The 18,113-nt window shown below is 54.2% G+C and carries 18 protein-coding genes and 5 tRNA genes; 12 read left to right on the top strand and 11 right to left on the bottom strand.

Annotation, left to right across the window (positions count from 1 at the left end; genetic code table 11):
* The first annotated feature begins 64 nt into the window (after positions 1 to 64).
* The 7 genes from IP581_RS06805 (at position 65) to pnuC (ending at position 2,640) form a co-directional block, all read left to right on the top strand.
* Positions 65 to 140: transfer RNA gene (locus tag IP581_RS06805), tRNA-Lys, on the top strand.
* Between the two features lie 26 nt (positions 141 to 166).
* Positions 167 to 242 (top strand) — tRNA-Val (locus IP581_RS06810).
* 3 nt (positions 243 to 245) lie between these two features.
* Positions 246 to 321, top strand: a tRNA-Lys gene (locus IP581_RS06815).
* Between the two features lie 138 nt (positions 322 to 459).
* Positions 460 to 535 (top strand) — tRNA-Lys (locus tag IP581_RS06820).
* A 49-nt stretch (positions 536 to 584) separates the two neighbouring features.
* Positions 585 to 660 (top strand) — tRNA-Lys (locus IP581_RS06825).
* 178 nt (positions 661 to 838) lie between these two features.
* A complete protein-coding gene (gene nadA, locus IP581_RS06830; RefSeq protein WP_193822650.1) occupies positions 839 to 1,882 on the top strand; it encodes a quinolinate synthase NadA in 1,044 nt (347 codons plus the stop codon).
* Positions 1,883 to 1,920: 38 nt separating this feature from the next.
* Positions 1,921 to 2,640 (top strand): nicotinamide riboside transporter PnuC, encoded by a 720-nt coding sequence (gene pnuC, locus IP581_RS06835; RefSeq protein ID WP_193822103.1) that lies wholly within the window; start codon positions 1,921 to 1,923, stop codon positions 2,638 to 2,640.
* On the opposite strand, the gene zitB is transcribed toward pnuC, so the two are convergent.
* Positions 2,637 to 3,569 (bottom strand): CDF family zinc transporter ZitB, encoded by a 933-nt coding sequence (gene zitB / locus IP581_RS06840; protein WP_193822104.1) that lies wholly within the window; start codon positions 3,567 to 3,569, stop codon positions 2,637 to 2,639. The genes pnuC and zitB overlap by 4 nt on opposite strands.
* A gap of 127 nt (positions 3,570 to 3,696) precedes the next feature.
* Positions 3,697 to 4,071, bottom strand: coding sequence for a protein YbgS (locus IP581_RS06845; protein WP_193822651.1), 375 nt, complete (start codon positions 4,069 to 4,071; stop codon positions 3,697 to 3,699).
* A gap of 318 nt (positions 4,072 to 4,389) precedes the next feature.
* On the opposite strand from IP581_RS06845, the gene aroG reads away from it, so the two are divergent.
* Positions 4,390 to 5,442 (top strand): 3-deoxy-7-phosphoheptulonate synthase AroG, encoded by a 1,053-nt coding sequence (aroG, locus tag IP581_RS06850; RefSeq protein WP_086871620.1) that lies wholly within the window; start codon positions 4,390 to 4,392, stop codon positions 5,440 to 5,442.
* A 56-nt stretch (positions 5,443 to 5,498) separates the two neighbouring features.
* Here the strand turns inward: aroG and gpmA are convergent, their stop codons facing one another.
* From gpmA to modE, 9 genes are all read right to left on the bottom strand, one after another.
* Complete coding sequence (gene gpmA / locus IP581_RS06855) at positions 5,499 to 6,251, bottom strand: 2,3-diphosphoglycerate-dependent phosphoglycerate mutase (RefSeq protein WP_017455962.1); 753 nt, start codon at positions 6,249 to 6,251, stop codon at positions 5,499 to 5,501.
* 207 nt (positions 6,252 to 6,458) lie between these two features.
* Positions 6,459 to 7,499, bottom strand: a complete 1,041-nt coding sequence (gene galM, locus IP581_RS06860) for a galactose-1-epimerase (protein ID WP_193822105.1) — start codon at positions 7,497 to 7,499, stop codon at positions 6,459 to 6,461.
* Positions 7,493 to 8,641: a galactokinase gene (gene galK, locus IP581_RS06865; protein ID WP_193822106.1), complete on the bottom strand. Its 1,149-nt coding sequence runs from the start codon at positions 8,639 to 8,641 to the stop codon at positions 7,493 to 7,495. The genes galM and galK overlap by 7 nt, the downstream gene beginning before the upstream one ends.
* Positions 8,642 to 8,643: 2 nt before the next feature.
* Complete coding sequence (galT, locus tag IP581_RS06870) at positions 8,644 to 9,690, bottom strand: galactose-1-phosphate uridylyltransferase (protein WP_086871626.1); 1,047 nt, start codon at positions 9,688 to 9,690, stop codon at positions 8,644 to 8,646.
* A gap of 10 nt (positions 9,691 to 9,700) precedes the next feature.
* Positions 9,701 to 10,717: a UDP-glucose 4-epimerase GalE gene (gene galE / locus IP581_RS06875; RefSeq protein ID WP_097400648.1), complete on the bottom strand. Its 1,017-nt coding sequence runs from the start codon at positions 10,715 to 10,717 to the stop codon at positions 9,701 to 9,703.
* Between the two features lie 217 nt (positions 10,718 to 10,934).
* Positions 10,935 to 11,630 (bottom strand): site-2 protease family protein, encoded by a 696-nt coding sequence (locus IP581_RS06880; RefSeq protein ID WP_025263685.1) that lies wholly within the window; start codon positions 11,628 to 11,630, stop codon positions 10,935 to 10,937.
* Between the two features lie 3 nt (positions 11,631 to 11,633).
* Complete coding sequence (locus tag IP581_RS06885) at positions 11,634 to 12,554, bottom strand: DUF2167 domain-containing protein (protein ID WP_097400649.1); 921 nt, start codon at positions 12,552 to 12,554, stop codon at positions 11,634 to 11,636.
* A gap of 175 nt (positions 12,555 to 12,729) precedes the next feature.
* Entirely contained in the window at positions 12,730 to 14,199 is a 1,470-nt protein-coding gene (gene modF, locus IP581_RS06890; RefSeq protein WP_193822107.1) for a molybdate ABC transporter ATP-binding protein ModF, read from the bottom strand.
* A gap of 67 nt (positions 14,200 to 14,266) precedes the next feature.
* Positions 14,267 to 15,055 carry a molybdenum-dependent transcriptional regulator gene (gene modE, locus IP581_RS06895; protein WP_193822108.1) on the bottom strand — a complete coding sequence of 263 codons (789 nt, stop codon included), beginning with the start codon at positions 15,053 to 15,055 and terminating at the stop codon, positions 14,267 to 14,269.
* 164 nt (positions 15,056 to 15,219) lie between these two features.
* Between modE and IP581_RS06900 the strand changes: the two genes are divergently transcribed.
* The 4 genes from IP581_RS06900 (at position 15,220) to modC (ending at position 18,074) form a co-directional block, all read left to right on the top strand.
* Positions 15,220 to 15,369 (top strand): AcrZ family multidrug efflux pump-associated protein, encoded by a 150-nt coding sequence (locus IP581_RS06900; RefSeq protein WP_017455971.1) that lies wholly within the window; start codon positions 15,220 to 15,222, stop codon positions 15,367 to 15,369.
* Between the two features lie 181 nt (positions 15,370 to 15,550).
* A complete protein-coding gene (gene modA / locus IP581_RS06905) occupies positions 15,551 to 16,327 on the top strand; it encodes a molybdate ABC transporter substrate-binding protein (RefSeq protein ID WP_193822109.1) in 777 nt (258 codons plus the stop codon).
* Positions 16,324 to 17,013 (top strand): molybdate ABC transporter permease subunit, encoded by a 690-nt coding sequence (gene modB / locus IP581_RS06910; protein WP_086871637.1) that lies wholly within the window; start codon positions 16,324 to 16,326, stop codon positions 17,011 to 17,013. Before modA ends, modB begins: the two co-directional genes overlap by 4 nt.
* 2 nt (positions 17,014 to 17,015) lie before the next feature.
* Positions 17,016 to 18,074: a molybdenum ABC transporter ATP-binding protein ModC gene (gene modC, locus IP581_RS06915; RefSeq protein WP_193822110.1), complete on the top strand. Its 1,059-nt coding sequence runs from the start codon at positions 17,016 to 17,018 to the stop codon at positions 18,072 to 18,074.
* The last annotated feature ends 39 nt before the right edge of the window (positions 18,075 to 18,113 follow it).

The following is an 18,113-nucleotide window of genomic DNA, read 5'->3' on the forward strand; positions in this document are numbered from 1 at the left end:
TAAATCAGTAATATATGCCGCCGTTGCCAGGGGATATCGCACAGACCAGAAGCAACGCAAAAGTGGGTCGTTAGCTCAGTTGGTAGAGCAGTTGACTTTTAATCAATTGGTCGCAGGTTCGAATCCTGCACGACCCACCACGTAAAGCAGTATCCAGCGCAGTATCGGGTGATTAGCTCAGCTGGGAGAGCACCTCCCTTACAAGGAGGGGGTCGGCGGTTCGATCCCGTCATCACCCACCACTCGGGTCGTTAGCTCAGTTGGTAGAGCAGTTGACTTTTAATCAATTGGTCGCAGGTTCGAATCCTGCACGACCCACCAATTTAACATCCATCCGATGGTGTTAAACGTGAAGGATAACGTTGCGTCAGCAGCGTCCGGCTAAAAGCGAGCCATCCTGCACGATCAACCACTTAATGTGGTTACAGATAAAATTATCTTCGAAGTCGCTACCCGTATGGGTCGTTAGCTCAGTTGGTAGAGCAGTTGACTTTTAATCAATTGGTCGCAGGTTCGAATCCTGCACGACCCACCACTCTAACATCACGTTGGCACTGGTTAACTTCGAAGAACAATCCCGAAAGGGGTCGTTAGCTCAGTTGGTAGAGCAGTTGACTTTTAATCAATTGGTCGCAGGTTCGAATCCTGCACGACCCACCAGTGTAAAAAAGCGCCCTAAAGGCGCTTTTTTGCTTTCTGTTATTCCACAAAAATTCCCCACGACATTTTTTGTCCAATCGGCTATCTTGTTTAGTATATAAAACACCGGTGCGCTAATGACGTCACGCATTTGCGTTGTTCTGGTAATTAAGTTAAGCAAGCAAAACGAGTAAGCATGATGAGCGTAATGTTTGATCCTGAAGCCGCAATCTATCCGTTCCCGCCCAAACCTACACCGTTGAATCTGCATGAGAAGCAGTTTTACCGCGAAAAAATCAAGCGCTTGCTCAAAGAGCGAGATGCGGTGATGGTTGCGCACTACTATACCGATCCGGAAATTCAGCAACTGGCGGAAGAGACCGGCGGCTGTATCTCTGATTCGCTGGAGATGGCGCGTTTTGGTGCCAGACATTCCGCCTCAACGCTGCTGGTAGCTGGCGTACGTTTTATGGGGGAAACCGCTAAAATTCTCAGCCCGGAAAAAAGCATTCTGATGCCAACATTGCATGCAGAGTGCTCGCTTGATCTCGGTTGCCCGATCGAGGAGTTCAGCGCCTTTTGCGATGCGCACCCGGATCGCACAGTGGTGGTTTACGCTAACACCTCTGCGGCTGTCAAAGCGCGTGCCGACTGGGTTGTGACCTCAAGCATTGCGGTAGAGTTAATTGAGCATCTCGACAGCCTCGGCGAAAAAATTATCTGGGCGCCGGATCGTCATCTCGGCAATTATGTACAAAAACAGACTGGTGCGGATGTGCTGTGCTGGCAGGGCGCGTGCATCGTGCATGATGAATTTAAAACGCAAGCCCTGACACGCATGAAAGCGCTTTATCCTGATGCCGCCATCCTCGTGCATCCTGAATCGCCGCAGTCAGTCGTGAACCTGGCAGATGCTGTCGGCTCAACCAGCCAGCTTATCGCTGCGGCAAAAACACTGCCGAATAAGCAACTTATCGTCGCGACCGATCGCGGTATCTTTTATAAAATGCAGCAGGCCGTACCGGAAAAAGAGTTACTGGAAGCGCCAACCGCAGGTGAGGGGGCAACGTGCCGCAGTTGCGCGCATTGCCCGTGGATGGCGATGAACGGTCTGAAAGCTATCGCAGAAAGCCTGGAAAACGGTGGTGCGGAGCATGAAATCCACGTTGATGCTGCGCTGCGTGAAGGCGCGCTGCTGCCGCTTAACCGTATGCTCGATTTTGCGGCTACACTATGTTCTTAGTGAATAATCAATGCGTAGCAATACGCTGTGGGGAAAGAATGGATTTTTTTAGTACACAAAACATCCTGGTGCATATTCCGCTTGGCACCGGTGGGTACGATCTTTCATGGATTGAAGCCACAGGCACACTGGCCGGTTTATTGTGCATCTGGCTCGCCAGCCTTGAGAAGATCGGTAATTACGCATTTGGTCTGATCAACGTGACGCTGTTTGCGATTATTTTCTTCCAGATCCAGCTGTATGCCAGCTTACTGCTGCAGCTGTTTTTCTTTGCCGCCAACATTTACGGCTGGTATGCCTGGTCGCGACAAACCTCGCAGAATGAAGCTGAATTACAAATCCGCTGGCTACCGTTACCCAAAGCGATAAGCTGGTTAGCAGTATGTGTGGTAGCGATTGGCTTGATGACCTTCTTTATCGATCCGGTCTTTGCTTTCCTGACGAAAATCGCCGTTGCCGTCATGCAAGCGTTGGGGCTAAACGTGGTCATGCCGCAATTGCAGCCCGATGCGTTTCCGTTCTGGGACTCAAGCATGATGGTGCTCTCCATCGTGGCGATGATCCTGATGACGCGCAAATATGTTGAGAACTGGTTGCTGTGGGTGGTGATTAACGTGATAAGTGTGGCGATCTTCGCACTGCAGGGCGTCTGGGCGATGTCGCTGGAGTATCTGATCCTGACCTTTATCGCGCTTAACGGCAGCAGGATGTGGATTAACAGCGCGCGTGAGCGGGGTTCTCACGCGCTTTCGCATTAATGCGAGTGTGAATGGTGGTGGTCAGGCTGTGTCTCACCCAGATGGCAGTCTGGCCCGCTACAGGGCTGGTATTCCATCTGCACCGTCGCATGCTCAATTTCGTAATGATGTGATAAAAAGTGGTGGATCTCACTCAGCAGCTTGTCATGGTCGCGCGGTGGGATCACCTGCACATGCAGCGTCATAAGCGGTTTTTCGCCGACCAGCCAGACATGCACATGGTGAACATCACGCACCTCCGGGATAGCGCGTCGCAGATGTCGCTGCAACGCGCCAATATCCATCGAGCCCGGCGCCCCCTCCAGCAGCTCGTTAATGCTCTCTTTCATTAGCCGCCAGGCGCTACGTAATACCAGCGCGGAAACCAGCACCGAGAGTATCGGGTCAATTGGGGTCCAGCCGGTGAACAAAATCACCAGCGCCGCCGCGATGGCACCCACAGAACCGAGTAAGTCACCCAGCACATGCAACGCGGCGGCGCGGACATTCAGGTTCTTCTCTTCACTACCCCGATGCAGTAACCAGAAGGCCAGCACGTTAGCCACAAGCCCGGCTATTGCAATCAGCATCATGGTGAAGCCTGCAACGGGCTGCGGATGGGTGAAACGCTGAATCGCTTCCCAGACAATCCACACGGTAATCAGCACCAGTGCCAGTGCATTAATAAATGCTGCAAGCGTAGTCAGACGCAGCCAGCCAAACGTCCGGCGAGCGCTGGGCGGCTGGCGGGCAAAATAGACCGCTAATAACGCGAAAAGCAGCGCGGCGGCGTCTGTCAGCATATGACCGGCATCGGCAAGCAGCGCCAGAGAGCCGGAAACCAGGCCGCCGACCACTTCGATGACCATAAAAACGGCGGTAACAATAAACGCCAGCAGCAGGCGGCGGGCGTTGGCATCTGCGGGAGTGTGCGAGTGTGAATGCGCCATAGGCGGGTCGTTCCTTGTAATTATTTTAACGCCTTACATCATTACAGATTTTTCAGTTTGCGGGGGAGTTCGGAGAGAAAAAAGTAAGGAGAGCCGAAGCTCTCCCTGATGGTTAATGCACCGGATTTTACTGGGTTGTGCCGTCGGTTTTCTTATCGACGCTATGGTTGTTACCGCTTTCGGTTTCAACCTTTTTGTTCACATCCGGGCAGCGACCATCTTTACACATGGTGTTTTTATGCACCTCATCTTTGCTCATATGCTTTGAGCTGTGCTGAGTGGTCGAGTTGGTATTCATGCTGCCGCTGTTGATCTGGCTGTTATCCACATTGTTTGGCGCAACATTCTGTTTGGCGTCCGGTGCCGGTTGGCCTGCAGCCGCTGCGGCATTGGCATCACCGTTACTGTCGGTAGAAGAGGCTGCGTCGGCCGCGTAGGCTGCGCCACCTGCGAAAGTCAGCGTCGTCGTCAGTAAAAGTGTCGCTAATTTATTCATTTTCATCATGATGCTCCTGTTCCGGTCGTTTTTACCGCCGCCTGGGCCGGTAAAAGCAGCGCGAACGAATTATCACGCTCAGTGGTTAAAGATACCATTCATGTGCTATATGGCAGCATGGAATAGCGATAAAATGAAAAATATAAGTGTTAACAGTTAAAAAGTGTAGCGCTGATATCCCCACTCGCTACTTTTTAACGCGATTTGGCCGCATTCCAGGAATTATCCGGTCGAAGTGTAAAATCGCGTTTACACTTTGCCGCCGACGAGATAGATTGGAAAGATTGCATTCATCAAAAAAAGTATGGCCAGACTGGAACGAACATGAATTATCAGAACGACGATTTACGTATTAAAGAGATCAATGAGTTATTACCTCCTGTAGCACTCCTTGAAAAATTCCCCGCCACTGAAACCGCCGCCAACACGGTATCTCATGCCCGCAAAGCGATTCATAAGATCCTGCGCGGAAATGATGATCGCTTGCTGGTGGTTATCGGACCGTGTTCGATTCACGATCCTGCGGCGGCAAAAGAGTACGCTTCGCGTCTGCTGGCTTTGCGTGAAGCGTTAAAAGACGATCTGGAAATCGTTATGCGCGTTTACTTCGAAAAACCGCGTACCACCGTGGGCTGGAAAGGGCTGATTAACGATCCGCATATGGATAACAGCTTCCAGATTAACGACGGTTTACGTATTGCGCGTAAGTTGCTGCTGGAAATCAACGACAGCGGTTTACCGGCGGCGGGAGAGTTCCTCGATATGATCACCCCGCAATATATGGCCGATCTGATGAGCTGGGGCGCGATTGGCGCGCGCACAACGGAATCGCAGGTGCATCGTGAGCTGGCTTCCGGTCTCTCCTGCCCGGTGGGGTTCAAAAACGGCACCGATGGCACCATCAAAGTCGCGATTGACGCCATTAATGCCGCAGGCGCGCCGCACTGCTTCCTGTCCGTCACCAAATGGGGTCACTCCGCCATTGTGAACACCGCCGGTAACGGTGATTGCCATATTATCCTGCGCGGCGGTAAAGAGCCGAACTACAGCGCGAAACATGTCGCGGAAGTAAAAGTGGGTCTGCAGAAAGCTGGCCTGGAGCCGCAGGTGATGATCGACTTCAGCCATGCCAATTCCAGCAAACAGTTCAAGAAACAGATGGAAGTGGGTGCGGATGTTTGTCAGCAGATCGCTGGGGGTGAAAAAGCCATTATCGGTGTGATGATTGAAAGCCATCTGGTGGAAGGCAATCAAAGCCTCGAAAGCGGTGAACCGCTGGTGTACGGTAAAAGCGTTACCGACGCCTGCATCGGCTGGGATGACACTGAGACGCTTTTGCGCCAGCTTGCGGCGGCAGTGAAAGCGCGACGCAGTTAACGGTTGTACAAATAAAAAAGCGTGGACTGCTCCACGCTTTTTTTATGGGCGATAACTTACTTCGCTTTACCCTGGTTTGCTACCGCAGCAGCTTTCGCGGCGATCTCGTCCGCATTACCCAGATAGTAATGTTTCAGCGGTTTGAAGTTTTCGTCGAACTCATATACCAGCGGTACGCCAGTCGGGATGTTCAGTTCAAGGATCTCTTCTTCGCTCATGTTATCGAGGTATTTCACCAGCGCGCGCAGGGAGTTACCGTGCGCGGCGATGATCACGCGCTCACCACTTTTCAGGCGCGGCAGAATGGTGTCGTTCCAGTAAGGAATGACGCGATCGATGGTCAGCGCCAGGCTTTCGGTCTGCGGCAGCTCGGCATCGGTCAGTTTTGCGTAACGCGGATCGTGGCCCGGGAAACGTTCGTCATCTTTGGTCAGCGCCGGCGGTGTAACAGCAAAGCCGCGACGCCACTGTTTAACCTGCTCGTCACCGTATTTTTCTGCGGTTTCAGCTTTGTTCAGACCCTGCAACGCACCGTAGTGACGTTCGTTGAGTTTCCAGCTTTTTTCTACCGGCAACCACGCCTGATCCAGCTCGTCCAGCACGTTCCACAGCGTATGGATGGCACGTTTCAGCACAGAGGTATAAGCAAAATCGAAGGTGTAGCCTTCCTCTTTCAGCAGTTTGCCTGCCGCTTTTGCTTCGCCAACGCCTTTTTCGGACAGATCAACATCGTACCAACCGGTGAAGCGGTTTTCGTTGTTCCACTGGCTTTCGCCATGACGAACCAGAACCAGCTTAGTAACAGCCATACACTTACTCCTGTGAGCCTGATTGAATGATAACAATTCTCATTATATTGCCGTGAAGGTGCTCCCGGCAACGGTTACCCATAACCATAGCGAAAATAGCCGCTGAGTGTAAGGTGCTTGTGAATCAGGGGTTATGGTTTTGTCGATAAGTGGCGCATATTTCAGCAAAACGGGTAAAAAAAGCCCTCCGGAAGGAGGGCGGGGGGATTACTGCGCAATAAAGTGGTATTCCGTCAGGCTGACATAAACGTCGCCCGGCAGTAAGAAGCAGTCCGGCTGCGGGAAATCCGGGCGGTTCGGGCTGTCGGGCAAAAACTCGCTCTCCAGCGCCAGACCCTGCCATGCCTGATAAGGTTTGCCGCCGCGCGCTGGCGTGCCTTCCAGATAATTACCGGAATAGAACTGAAGTGCAGGCGCGCTGGTATATACCGTCATTTGCAGCTGTTTGTCCGCTGACCACAACTGCGCGGCGGGCTGGCTGACATCGCCTTTTGCCTGCAATAAAAACGCATGGTCGTAACCTTTCACCACGCGCTGGTCTTCTTCAGCCAGAAAATCCTGCGCCACGGTTTTCGGGGTGCGGAAATCAAAACTGGTCTGCTCAACGTTTTTTAACCCGTCGGTCGGAATGCCCATCTCATCGACCGGCAGATAAGCATCCGCCAGCAGTTGCAACGTGTGGTTGCGAACATCCGACTGCTCACCATCAAGGTTGAAATAAGCGTGGTTAGTCAGGTTGACCGGACACGGTTTGTTGGTGGTTGCACGGTACTCAATGGCGAGCCGGTTATCATCGCCGAGGCGGAAATGCGCCCGGGCATGAACGTTTCCAGGGAAGCCCTGGTCGCCATCCGCTGAATTCAGGACAAAGACCACTTCGTTATCATTTTGCCGTTCTATCAACCAGCGCCGCTTATCGAACCCATCCGGGCCGCCATGCAACTGGTTTTCACCCTGGCTTGGCGTCAACGTATAGGTGTGACCATCCAGCGTGAAACGGCTTTTGGCGATACGGTTGGCGTAACGGCCTACCGACGCGCCCAGATACGCGGTCTGTTGCAGGTAGTGTTCCGGTGTGGCGCAGCCCAGCAGCGCTTCACGCACGGAACCATCCTTTAGCGGTACGCGCGCGGATAACAGCGTCGCGCCCCAGTCCATTAATGTCACCACCATCCCGGCGCTATTGCGCAGGGTGATCAGACGAAAGGGCAGCCCGTCCGGGGCTGCTGCAGAAGCTTCGTTTAGCACTGTCCTGCTCCCTGTGAAGGTTTGCAAACATAGAAGGTTTCTTTGATACCGGTTTTGGCTTCGTACTGGCTTTCTACTGCCTGTTTCACCGCCGGTACCAGCGTTTCCGGCACCAGTGCGACCACGCAGCCGCCGAAGCCGCCGCCGGTCATGCGCGCGCCGCCCTGGTCACCAATGGTCGCTTTGACAATCTCAACCAGCGTATCGATTTGCGGCACAGTGATTTCAAAATCATCACGCATCGACGCGTGGGATTCTGCCATTAGCACGCCCATGCGTTGCAGATCGCCTTTCTCCAGCGCAGCCGCGGCTTCCACGGTACGGGCGTTTTCGGTCAGCACGTGGCGCACGCGTTTGGCGACCAGCGGATCAAGCTCATGGGCCACGGCATTGAACTGATCGATGCTGACATCGCGCAGCGCTTTTTGCTGGAAGAAGCGCGCACCGGTTTCACACTGCTCGCGGCGCGTGTTGTACTCGCTGCCCACCAGGGTGCGTTTAAAGTTACTGTTAATGATGACGATCGCCACGCCTTCCGGCATCGACACCGCTTTGGTGCCAAGCGATCGGCAATCGATCAGCAGCGCGCTGCCTTTTTTGCCCAGCGCCGAGATAAGCTGATCCATGATGCCGCAGTTACAGCCGACAAACTGGTTTTCCGCTTCCTGACCATTAAGGGCAATTTGCGCGCCATCCAGCGGCAGATGATAAAGCTGCTGGAACACCGTACCGACCGCCACTTCCAGCGAGGCAGACGAACTCAAGCCCGCGCCCTGCGGCACATTACCGCTAATGACCAGATCCGCGCCGCCAAAACTGGCATCGCGTTTTTGCAAATGTTTCACCACGCCGCGCACGTAGTTCGACCACTGCTGGCTGTCGTGGGTCACAATTGGCGCATCCAGCGAGAACTCATCGCTCTGGTTGTCATAATCGGCGGCAATTACCCGAACAATGCGGTCAGTACGCGGTGCGCAACTGATCACCGTCTGGTAATCAATAGCGCACGGCAGAACAAAACCGTCGTTATAGTCGGTGTGTTCGCCAATCAGGTTCACACGACCCGGTGCCTGAATTGTGTGGGTGGCAGGGTAGCCGAATTTTTCAGCAAACAGGGATTGTGTGTTCTCTTTCAGACTCATTGTTATTCTCCGGATTCGCGAAAATGAATATCACTGACCGCGCGCAGACGTTCGGCGGCTTGTTCTGCCGTCAGGTCACGCTGGGTTTCGGCCAGCATTTCATAGCCGACCATAAATTTACGCACCGTGGCGGAGCGCAGCAGCGGCGGGTAGAAATGTGCGTGCAGTTGCCAGTGATCATTCTCTTCGCCGTTAAACGGTGCACCGTGCCAGCCCATCGAGTAGGGGAAAGAGCACTGGAACAGGTTGTCGTAACGGCTGGTCAGTTTTTTCAATGCCAGCGCTAAATCGCGGCGCTGTTCATCGCTTAAATCAGTGATGCGCTGCACATGCGCTTTCGGCAGCAGCAAGGTTTCAAACGGCCACGCCGCCCAATAAGGAACCACCGCCAGCCAGTGCTCGGTTTCCACCACGGTACGGCTGCCATCGTTAAGCTCGCGCTTTGCGTAGTCCAGCAACATCGGGGAGTGATACCGGGCGAAATAGTCGCGTTGCAGGCGATCTTCACGATCCACTTCATTCGGCAGGAAGCTGTTGGCCCAGACTTGCCCGTGCGGATGCGGGTTGGAACAACCCATCGCCGCACCTTTGTTTTCAAATACCTGTACCCAGGGGTACTGCTGGCCCAGCTCAGCGGTTTGCTGTTGCCAGGTTTTTACTACTGATTCCAGCGCATCCACGCTCAGTTCCGGCAGCGTTTTGCTGTGATCCGGTGAAAAACAGATAACCCGGCTGGTGCCGCGCGCACTCTGGCTGCGCATTAGCGGATCGTCGCTCACCGGCGCGTCCGGCGTGTCGGTCATCAACGCGGCGAAGTCGTTGGTGAACACATAAGTGCTGGTGTAATCAGGGTTTTTATCCCCGGTTACGCGGGTATTGCCCGGGCAGAGGAAACAGTCCGGATCGTGCGCCGGCAGGGTTTGTTTCGCAGGCGTCTCTTGCGCCCCTTGCCAGGGGCGTTTTGCGCGGTGCGGAGAAACCAGGATCCACTGGCCGGTCAGCGGGTTGTAACGGCGATGCGGGTGATCGACCGGATTAAATTGCGTCATTACCACTCCTTTAATCGGGATAGCCCTGCGGGTGGCGAGACTGCCAGCGCCAGGTATCTTCTGCCATTTCGTCAAGCGTACGGGTTACGCGCCAGTTCAGCTCTTTAGCCGCTTTGCTGGCATCGGCCCAGTAAGCCGGGAGATCGCCCTCGCGACGCGGCGCATAGTGCCAGGCCACCGGTTTGCCACAGGCTTTACTGAAGGCGTTCACCACATCCAGCACGCTGCTGCCGACGCCCGCGCCGAGGTTATAAATATGCACGCCCGGTTTCCCGGCCAGTTGTTGCATGGCGGCCACATGGCCATCAGCCAGATCCATGACGTGGATGTAATCACGCACGCCGGTGCCATCTGGCGTCGGGTAATCACTGCCAAAGATCGCCAGTGAATCGCGGCGGCCAACCGCAACCTGGGCGATATACGGCATCAGGTTGTTCGGGATGCCCTGCGGATCTTCGCCCATATCGCCTGATGGATGCGCGCCAACCGGGTTGAAGTAGCGCAGCAGCGCAATGCTCCACTCCGGCTGTGCTTTTTGCAGGTCGGTGAGGATCTGCTCCACCATTAGTTTACTTTTGCCGTAGGGGCTTTGCGGCGTGCCGGTCGGGAAGCTTTCCACGTAAGGGATTTTCGGCTGATCGCCATAGACGGTTGCGGAGGAGCTGAAAATGAAGTTTTTAACATTCGCGGCGCGCATGGCGTTAATCAGGCGCAGCGTGCCGTTGACGTTGTTGTCGTAATACTCCAGCGGTTTCGCCACGGATTCGCCAACGGCTTTCAGCCCGGCGAAGTGAATTACCGCTTCAATGGCGTGATCGTGCAGGATCTCTGCGAGCAGCGCTTCATCACGAATGTCGCCTTCGACGAACAGCGCGGCTTTTCCGCCAAAGCGTTCGATCTCATTAAGCACGCTGCGCTTACTGTTACAGAGATTGTCGAGAATGATAACGTCGTGGCCGTTTTGCAGCAGTTGTACGCAGGTATGACTTCCAATGTAACCGCTACCACCTGTAACCAGAACTCGCATATTTCCCTCCATAAAGCATTTGATATGAACAAACCTTAGCATAACAGAGAGGTGAAAACTGTGACATGGGATAAATTAGTGGAATCGTTTACACTCAATTTTCTGCCAGCCGGTTTGCGGGGTAAGCGCCAGAAAAACCCCGCAATAGCGGGGTTCGTTCGACGCAGGTAAAAAGTCTTAAAAATGGTGTCACTGCGGTGCAGCAACGCAGGCAGCGTCAGCGAAAGCCGGATAACGCCTCGTGGAGGTTATAAGTCATCAGGGAGAGCCAGGCAATCAGCCCGAAGTACAAAAGCGTATATTCCAGACGTTTGCCAGGGGTCAGCGTGTCGAGATTGGGTTGATCATGGCGTCGCGCCCAGATTTGGGATGCCGCGAGAAAGCACACCAGCAGTAACAACGGGCTCGGGTGAAGATAAAAGAAACCCAGCAGTACGGGAATGCCCAGATACCAGATCTTGCGCGAGATGGCGACCGTAATGCGCCCGCCATCCAGCGGCGGCACGGGGATCAGGTTAAACAGATTAAGGACAAAACCGGAATAGGCCACCGCCATCAGCAGCGAACTGTGGAAATACTCCGCCAGATAGTAGCAACCGAGGGCGGCAAGCGAACCGAGCAGCGGGCCGGCAATGCCGACCCAGGCTTCGGTTTCCGCATCGGGCAGCTCATCTTTCAACGCGATCCAGGCACCCACAAAGGGGATAAACATCGGTAATCCCGTCGCTAACCCGCGTTGACGCGCCGCCAGATAGTGTCCCAGCTCATGGCAAAACAGCAGCACCACAAACCCGGTCGCATAAGGCCAGCCGAAGGCGAGCGCGTAAGTGGCGATCGACAGCAGCATGGTGGCCCCGGAAAGGAAAAACTTCCCGAGGCTTGCCCCTTTAAGCAGTAGCAAGAGCATGCTCATGGCTTACCCGGCTTTTTTGCGAAACAGCATTTTTTTCACGCCCATGCCGAATGCCGCCACGGCGATCAGGCCAAGTTTCCAGAACTTCAGCAACGTCACGCCGATAAGCGCCAGCAGGCCCAATTTTTTCGCCGCAAGACCACCAATCAGCGCCGCCAGGCCATATTCGGCAATTTTGTCGGTAGAGGCATTAAAGTCGCTGTATTTTTTGCCGTCGTTAAAGGTCACGGCGTTGAGTAACGTTTTGGCGAGTGGTTTTTCCTGCTCAACGGCGCCGCGATCGGTTACCAGGTTTAACGACAGATAACCTTCACGACCCAGCAGGTAGGTATTGTAGTTAACACCCTGTTCTTTTTCCGGCACGTTGCTGCCAATATCGCGGATTGCCGCAGACCAAATCAGGCGATGCGTCGCCGATTCGTAGGTTGGTTTTTCTACCCAACCCAATACTTCAATTGGCGGGATGCCTTTTTCACTACGCTCTTTATTGCCCGCTTTGGTGCCTTCCTGCAAATTACTCAGCAGTTCGTCGGCGTCCCAGTCTTTGGCATCGTCATCTTTGATATAACCGGCATCGGCATATTCAATAGAGACAAAGCCAGAAATATCATTGCTGAATACCAGACCATAAAAAGAGTTGTTATCAACATGGTTACCCAGCGCGCGCATAAATACCGCAGCCTGCTGTGACGGAATATAAGCGAAACCTTCGGGCAGGTTCAGAATCGCCTGATTACCCAGATCAATTTTATGCGGGCCATGAATACTGGCTCGCTGCATATTTTCGACGGCTTGTTTTAATTGTGCTTCCTGCCCGGAAGCGGATGTCTGCGCGTTCTCATCGGCGAGCGCGACACTGCAGAAACCCAGTAACAGCGCCGCAGCCAGAGAAACGGCGCGGGTCATGCGGAGGAATTGATTCATCATAGTCCCGTAATTTTTTACCCGGCGTCCATCGACGGGCTTTTTTCTTGCCATAACAAAAACTGGCCGCCGACAATTTTATGTTGCCAACTGACCAGTCAGAGATCGTTATTATGTTGCTTATTTAAAACGGGGCTATTACATCATATCCTGCTAAATTGAACCATCCCCCTAATTATTGTGGTGTAAGTTGATAACGATATCCGTCACCTTCTGGTACAAATTCCAGCCGGTGGGTAATACAAGCGGGCGCGTCGCCGGCATGGTGCGAAACAAATAATAGCTGGGTTTCGCCTTCGCTAATTAATACATCAACAAAGCGGCGAATAAGCTGGCGGTTTAAAGGATCAAGGCCCTGTAACGGTTCATCAAGAATGAGCAGCGTCGGGTGCTTGACCAGCGCCCGTACAATCAACGCCAGCCGCTGCTGACCCCATGAGAGGCTATTAAACGGTGCGTCGGCGGTGCGCGCATCGAAACCTAAAATATCCAGCCAGCGTTGTGCCAGTTTGTGTTGTTTGTCCGATACCGCCTGGTAAATACCAATCGAATCGAAATAGCCAGAGAGGATCACATTACGCACGTTGGTGCTGACGCGGTAATCCAGATGCAGGCTGCTGCTGACATAGCCAATATGCTTTTTGATATCCCAGATGGTTTCACCGCTGCCACGACGACGGCCAAACAGGGTCAAATCGTTGCTGTAGCCCTGTGGATGATCGCCGGTTATCAGGCTCAGTAGAGTGGATTTGCCTGCGCCGTTCGGGCCGACGATCTGCCAGTGCTCGCCGGGGTTTACCGTCCATGAAAGGTGATCGATGATTGGCCGGTCGTTATAAGAGACAACACCATCGTTCAGCATGATAAGCGGCGCGTCTGCGTTCAATGTTTCGCGCGCCGGGGGCGCATCCGGTTCTGGCAACGCGATACCGGATAATTTTTCGCTGTGGGCTAACTGGGCGATCAACGCTTGTTGCAGCAGGGCTGCTTTTTCTCCGGTCTCTGTGAGCGAGCAATCCACCAGAACCCCGGCGTGTTGTACGAAGTCCGGGATCTCATCAAAGCGGTTCAGCACCAGCACCAGCGTAAAGCCTTCAGCATTGAGGCGCGCGAGCAGTTCTGCCAGTTGCTGGCGTGAATGGACGTCAAGCCCGTCGAAAGGCTCATCCAGGATCAGTAAATCCGGTTCGGACATCAGGGCCTGGCACAGCAGCGTTTTACGGGTTTCGCCGGTCGAGAGGTATTTAAAGCGCCTCTCCAGCAGATGTGCGATGCCAAACTGTGTCGCCAGTTGCGCACAGCGCTGCGCATTTTGCACTTCATCCTGAATAATCTCGGCGGTGGTACGCCCGGTATCCTCTTCGTCGGGGCTGAGCATATCGGTGTTATTGCGCTGCCACTCGTCGATGACCAGTTTTTGTAACTGCTCAAAAGAGAGGCGGGTGAGGCGGGTAAACTGGCACTGACGTTCACCTTTCAGTAAGGTCAACTCCCCCGCCAGCGCGCGAGCCAGCGCTGACTTGCCGCTGCCATTCGCGCCGACAAAAGCCCAACTTTCGCCAGCGCGTAGCGCTAAGTGTTCAATATGCAGCGTGCGGGTGTCGCTAAGACGAAACGTACCTTGCGAAATTTGCAATGAAGACATGATGTATCCCATTTTTTGCAGCGAAGAAACTCAGGGATACGTGCAATGGGCTATCTTGTCAATGCGATTAGCATAACGTGGCGATAATCACGCGATCGGCATTAAAATATGCGGTCACTTCGCTCTGATCCTGCAAATTATCCATCTCGTGCGTCGGCACGGTGGCGCACAGCACCTGGCCGTCAGGCAGTGTCATCAGCACTTCACTCTGTTGCTCGCCGCGCTCGATATGGCTGATGCGCCCGGTAAGCTGGTTATCCGCCTGCGCGGCGCGTTTGGCATCCTGTGTGATGCTCACCCACGGCGCTTTCAGCAGCACCAGCACCTCTTTGCCTTCGTCGAGGCCCAGGCGTTCGCCGCTTTGCGCGGTGATAGCGACTTTGAGGCGGGTTTCGCCGTCCGCCAGCAACACGTCGACATGTTGCTGCACGTCGTTGTGCTCGCGCGCGGTGATGGTGCCAAACCACTGGTTGCGGGCGCTGGTCTGCAGTGAGAAACGCGAAATCGCCGCCAGCAGGCTGTTTAACGGCAGGGCGTCATCATTACTCAGCACGTCAAACGCTTTTTGCTGGATTTGCGCTAACAGATCGTAAAGTTCAATTAAGCGTTGCCCGTAGCGCGTCACTACCGCGCCGCCGCCGCCTTTACCGCCGGTCGCGCGGTCAACCAGCGGCTGTTCGCTGAGTTGGTTCATCTCATTAATGGCGTCCCAGGCGCTTTTATAACTGATGCCAGCGTTCTTCGCGCCCTGGCTGATGGAGCCGGTTTCAACTATCTGCTTGAGCAGGGAGATACGACGCGGATCGGCAAAAAGGCGCTGCTGGAGTTTGAGTGTGAGGAGAATTTCAGCCTGCATTACGCAATGTCCTGGCAAAAGAACTATTGTGAAGGAAAACCGTCACTAAACCTAGCCTGATGCCGGTGAATGCGCATAACGTTGCGAGGCCAATCGCACAAAAGGCGAGTGTTTTTCACCTGAATAAGGCTAGAATGCCCCGTTGACAATTTCTGGAGACGACTATGTTTGAGTTGTTGAAAAGCCTGGTGTTTGCCGTCGTCATGGTGCCTGTCGTGATGGCGATTATCCTGGGGCTGATTTATGGCCTGGGTGAAGTGTTTAACGTGTTTTCCGGCGTCGGTCGCCGCGATCAAAGCCGTCAGCAACGCTGATCCTCTCTTGCAAACGCCCGCTTTCGCGGGCGTTTATCTGTCAGATATTCAAGATTTCCCCACTTCCTGCCGATATATTTAAATAGGTCGCTAATTCTTGATGGGTATTACCTAACCGCCGGGAAACTCTGGTAATATCGTTATGTTTTTTTGTATATAACGACACTCACAGGAGTTACAAATGGCACGTACATGGTTACGCCTTTTGGCCGGGGCGGCATTAACGCTCTCCGTTGCCGGGCATGCTCTGGCGAATGAAGGTAAAATTACTGTTTTTGCCGCAGCGTCACTGACCAACGCCATGCAGGATATCGCGGCGGCCTATAAAAAAGAGAAAAACGTCGAGGTGGTCTCCTCGTTTGCTTCTTCTTCGACACTGGCGCGCCAGATTGAAGCGGGAGCACCCGCGGATCTGTTCATTTCTGCCGATCAGAAATGGATGGATTACGCGGTAGAGAAAAAATCTATCGATACTGCAACCCGCGTAACACTACTTGGTAACAGCCTGGTGGTTGTGGCACCTAAAAGCAGAGCGCAGGGCGATATCGTCATCAATGCTAAAACCGACTGGAATAGTCTGCTGAAAGGCGGACGTCTGGCCGTTGGCGACCCGGAACATGTTCCGGCAGGGATTTATGCCAAAGACGCGTTGACCAAACTGGGCGCGTGGGAAACCCTGTCGCCGAAGCTGGCTCCGGCGGAAGATGTGCGCGGGGCGCTGGCGCTGGTGGAACGCAGCGAAGCGCCGCTCGGCATTGTTTACGGCTCTGACGCGGTTGCCAGTAAAGGGGTGAAAGTGGTCGGGACTTTCCCGGAAGATTCACACCAAAAAGTTGAATACCCGCTGGCTATTATCGACGGCCATAAAAACGCGACGGTAACGGCGTTTTATGACTATCTGAAAGGCCCGCAGGCTTCTGAAATCTTTAAACGTTACGGATTTACAACGCACCAATGATATTGACGGATCCCGAATGGCAGGCGGTTTTGCTGAGCCTGAAAGTCTCATCCCTGGCGGTGTTATTCAGTTTGCCCTTTGGGATCTTCTTTGCCTGGCTGCTGGTACGCTGCACGTTTCCGGGCAAAGCGCTGCTCGACAGTTTGCTGCATCTGCCGCTGGTACTGCCGCCGGTGGTGGTGGGGTATTTATTACTGGTGGCGATGGGAAGACGCGGTTTCATTGGCCAGTGGTTGTATGACTGGTTTGGTATCACCTTTGCCTTTAGCTGGCGCGGCGCGGTGTTGGCCGCCGCGGTGATGTCCTTCCCGCTGATGGTGCGCGCTATCCGTCTGGCACTTGAGGGGGTTGATACCAGACTGGAGCAGGCGGCTCGTACGTTAGGTGCCGGGCGCTGGCGCGTTTTTCTCACCATCACATTACCGCTTACCTTGCCGGGGATTATCGTCGGCACGGTGCTGGCCTTTGCCCGTTCACTGGGTGAATTCGGCGCGACGATCACCTTTGTTTCCAATATTCCGGGTGAAACCCGCACCATTCCTTCTGCCATGTACACCCTGATTCAGACGCCTGGCGGTGAAGGCGCGGCGGCGCGGTTATGTATTATCTCGATTGTGCTGGCGCTGGTTTCGCTGTTGGTTTCTGAATGGCTGGCGCGCATTAGCCGCGAAAGGACAGGGAGATAACCATGCTGGAGCTGAATTTTACCCAGACGCTGGGGACGCATCGCTTACGCATTGCTGAAACGCTGCCCGCCAGCGGCATCACCGCCATTTTTGGCGTTTCGGGGGCCGGGAAAACGTCGTTAATCAACGCAATTGGCGGCCTGACACATCCGCAGCAAGGGCGGATAACGCTCAATAATCGCGTGCTGTTTGATACCGAAAGCAAAATTTGCCTGCCGCCGGAGAAGCGGCGTGTCGGCTATGTTTTCCAGGATGCACGGTTGTTTCCCCATTACAAAGTGCGCGGAAACCTGCGTTACGGCATGGCCAAATCCATGGCTGGCCAGTTCGACAAACTGGTGGCGTTACTCGGTATCGAGCCGTTACTGGATCGTTTACCCGGCGGGCTTTCCGGTGGGGAAAAGCAGCGGGTGGCAATTGGTCGTGCGTTATTAACCGCGCCGGAGCTGCTATTGCTGGATGAGCCACTGGCGTCGCTGGATATTCCGCGTAAGCGCGAATTGCTGCCATACCTGCAACGGCTGGCGCGGGAGATCAATATCCCGATGCTGTATGTCAGCCACTCCCTGGATGAAATTCTGCATCTGGCGGATAAAGTGATGGTGCTGGAGGCGGGAGAAGTGAAGGCCTTCGGCAGCCTGGAAGATGTCTGGGGTAGCCGCGTAATGAACCCGTGGTTACCGGCGGAGCAGCAAAGTAGCGTGTTGAAAGTGGTGGTGCTGGAGCACCATCCGCATTATGCGATGACGGCGCTGGCGCTCGGCGATCAGCACATTTGGGTCAACAAGATTGACCTTCCGCTGCAAAGCGCGCTGCGGATCCGTATTCAGGCGACGGATGTTTCACTGGTGCTGCAGCCGCCGATGAATACCAGTATCCGTAATATTCTGCGTGCGAAAGTGGCGCAATGTTTTGATATCGACGGCCAGGTGGAAGTGCAACTGGAAGTGGGTAGCCGTACTCTGTGGGCGCGTATCAGTCCGTGGGCCAGAGATGAGCTGGCCGTGAAGCCAGGTCAGTGGTTATATGCGCAAATCAAAAGCGTGTCGATAAACGCGTGAGCGGCGGATACGCAACCTGCGATTCATTGGGCGGTGGCA

The sequence above is a fragment of the Kosakonia pseudosacchari genome, from assembly GCF_015167415.1.
Taxonomy (GTDB): Bacteria; Pseudomonadota; Gammaproteobacteria; order Enterobacterales; family Enterobacteriaceae; genus Kosakonia; species Kosakonia pseudosacchari.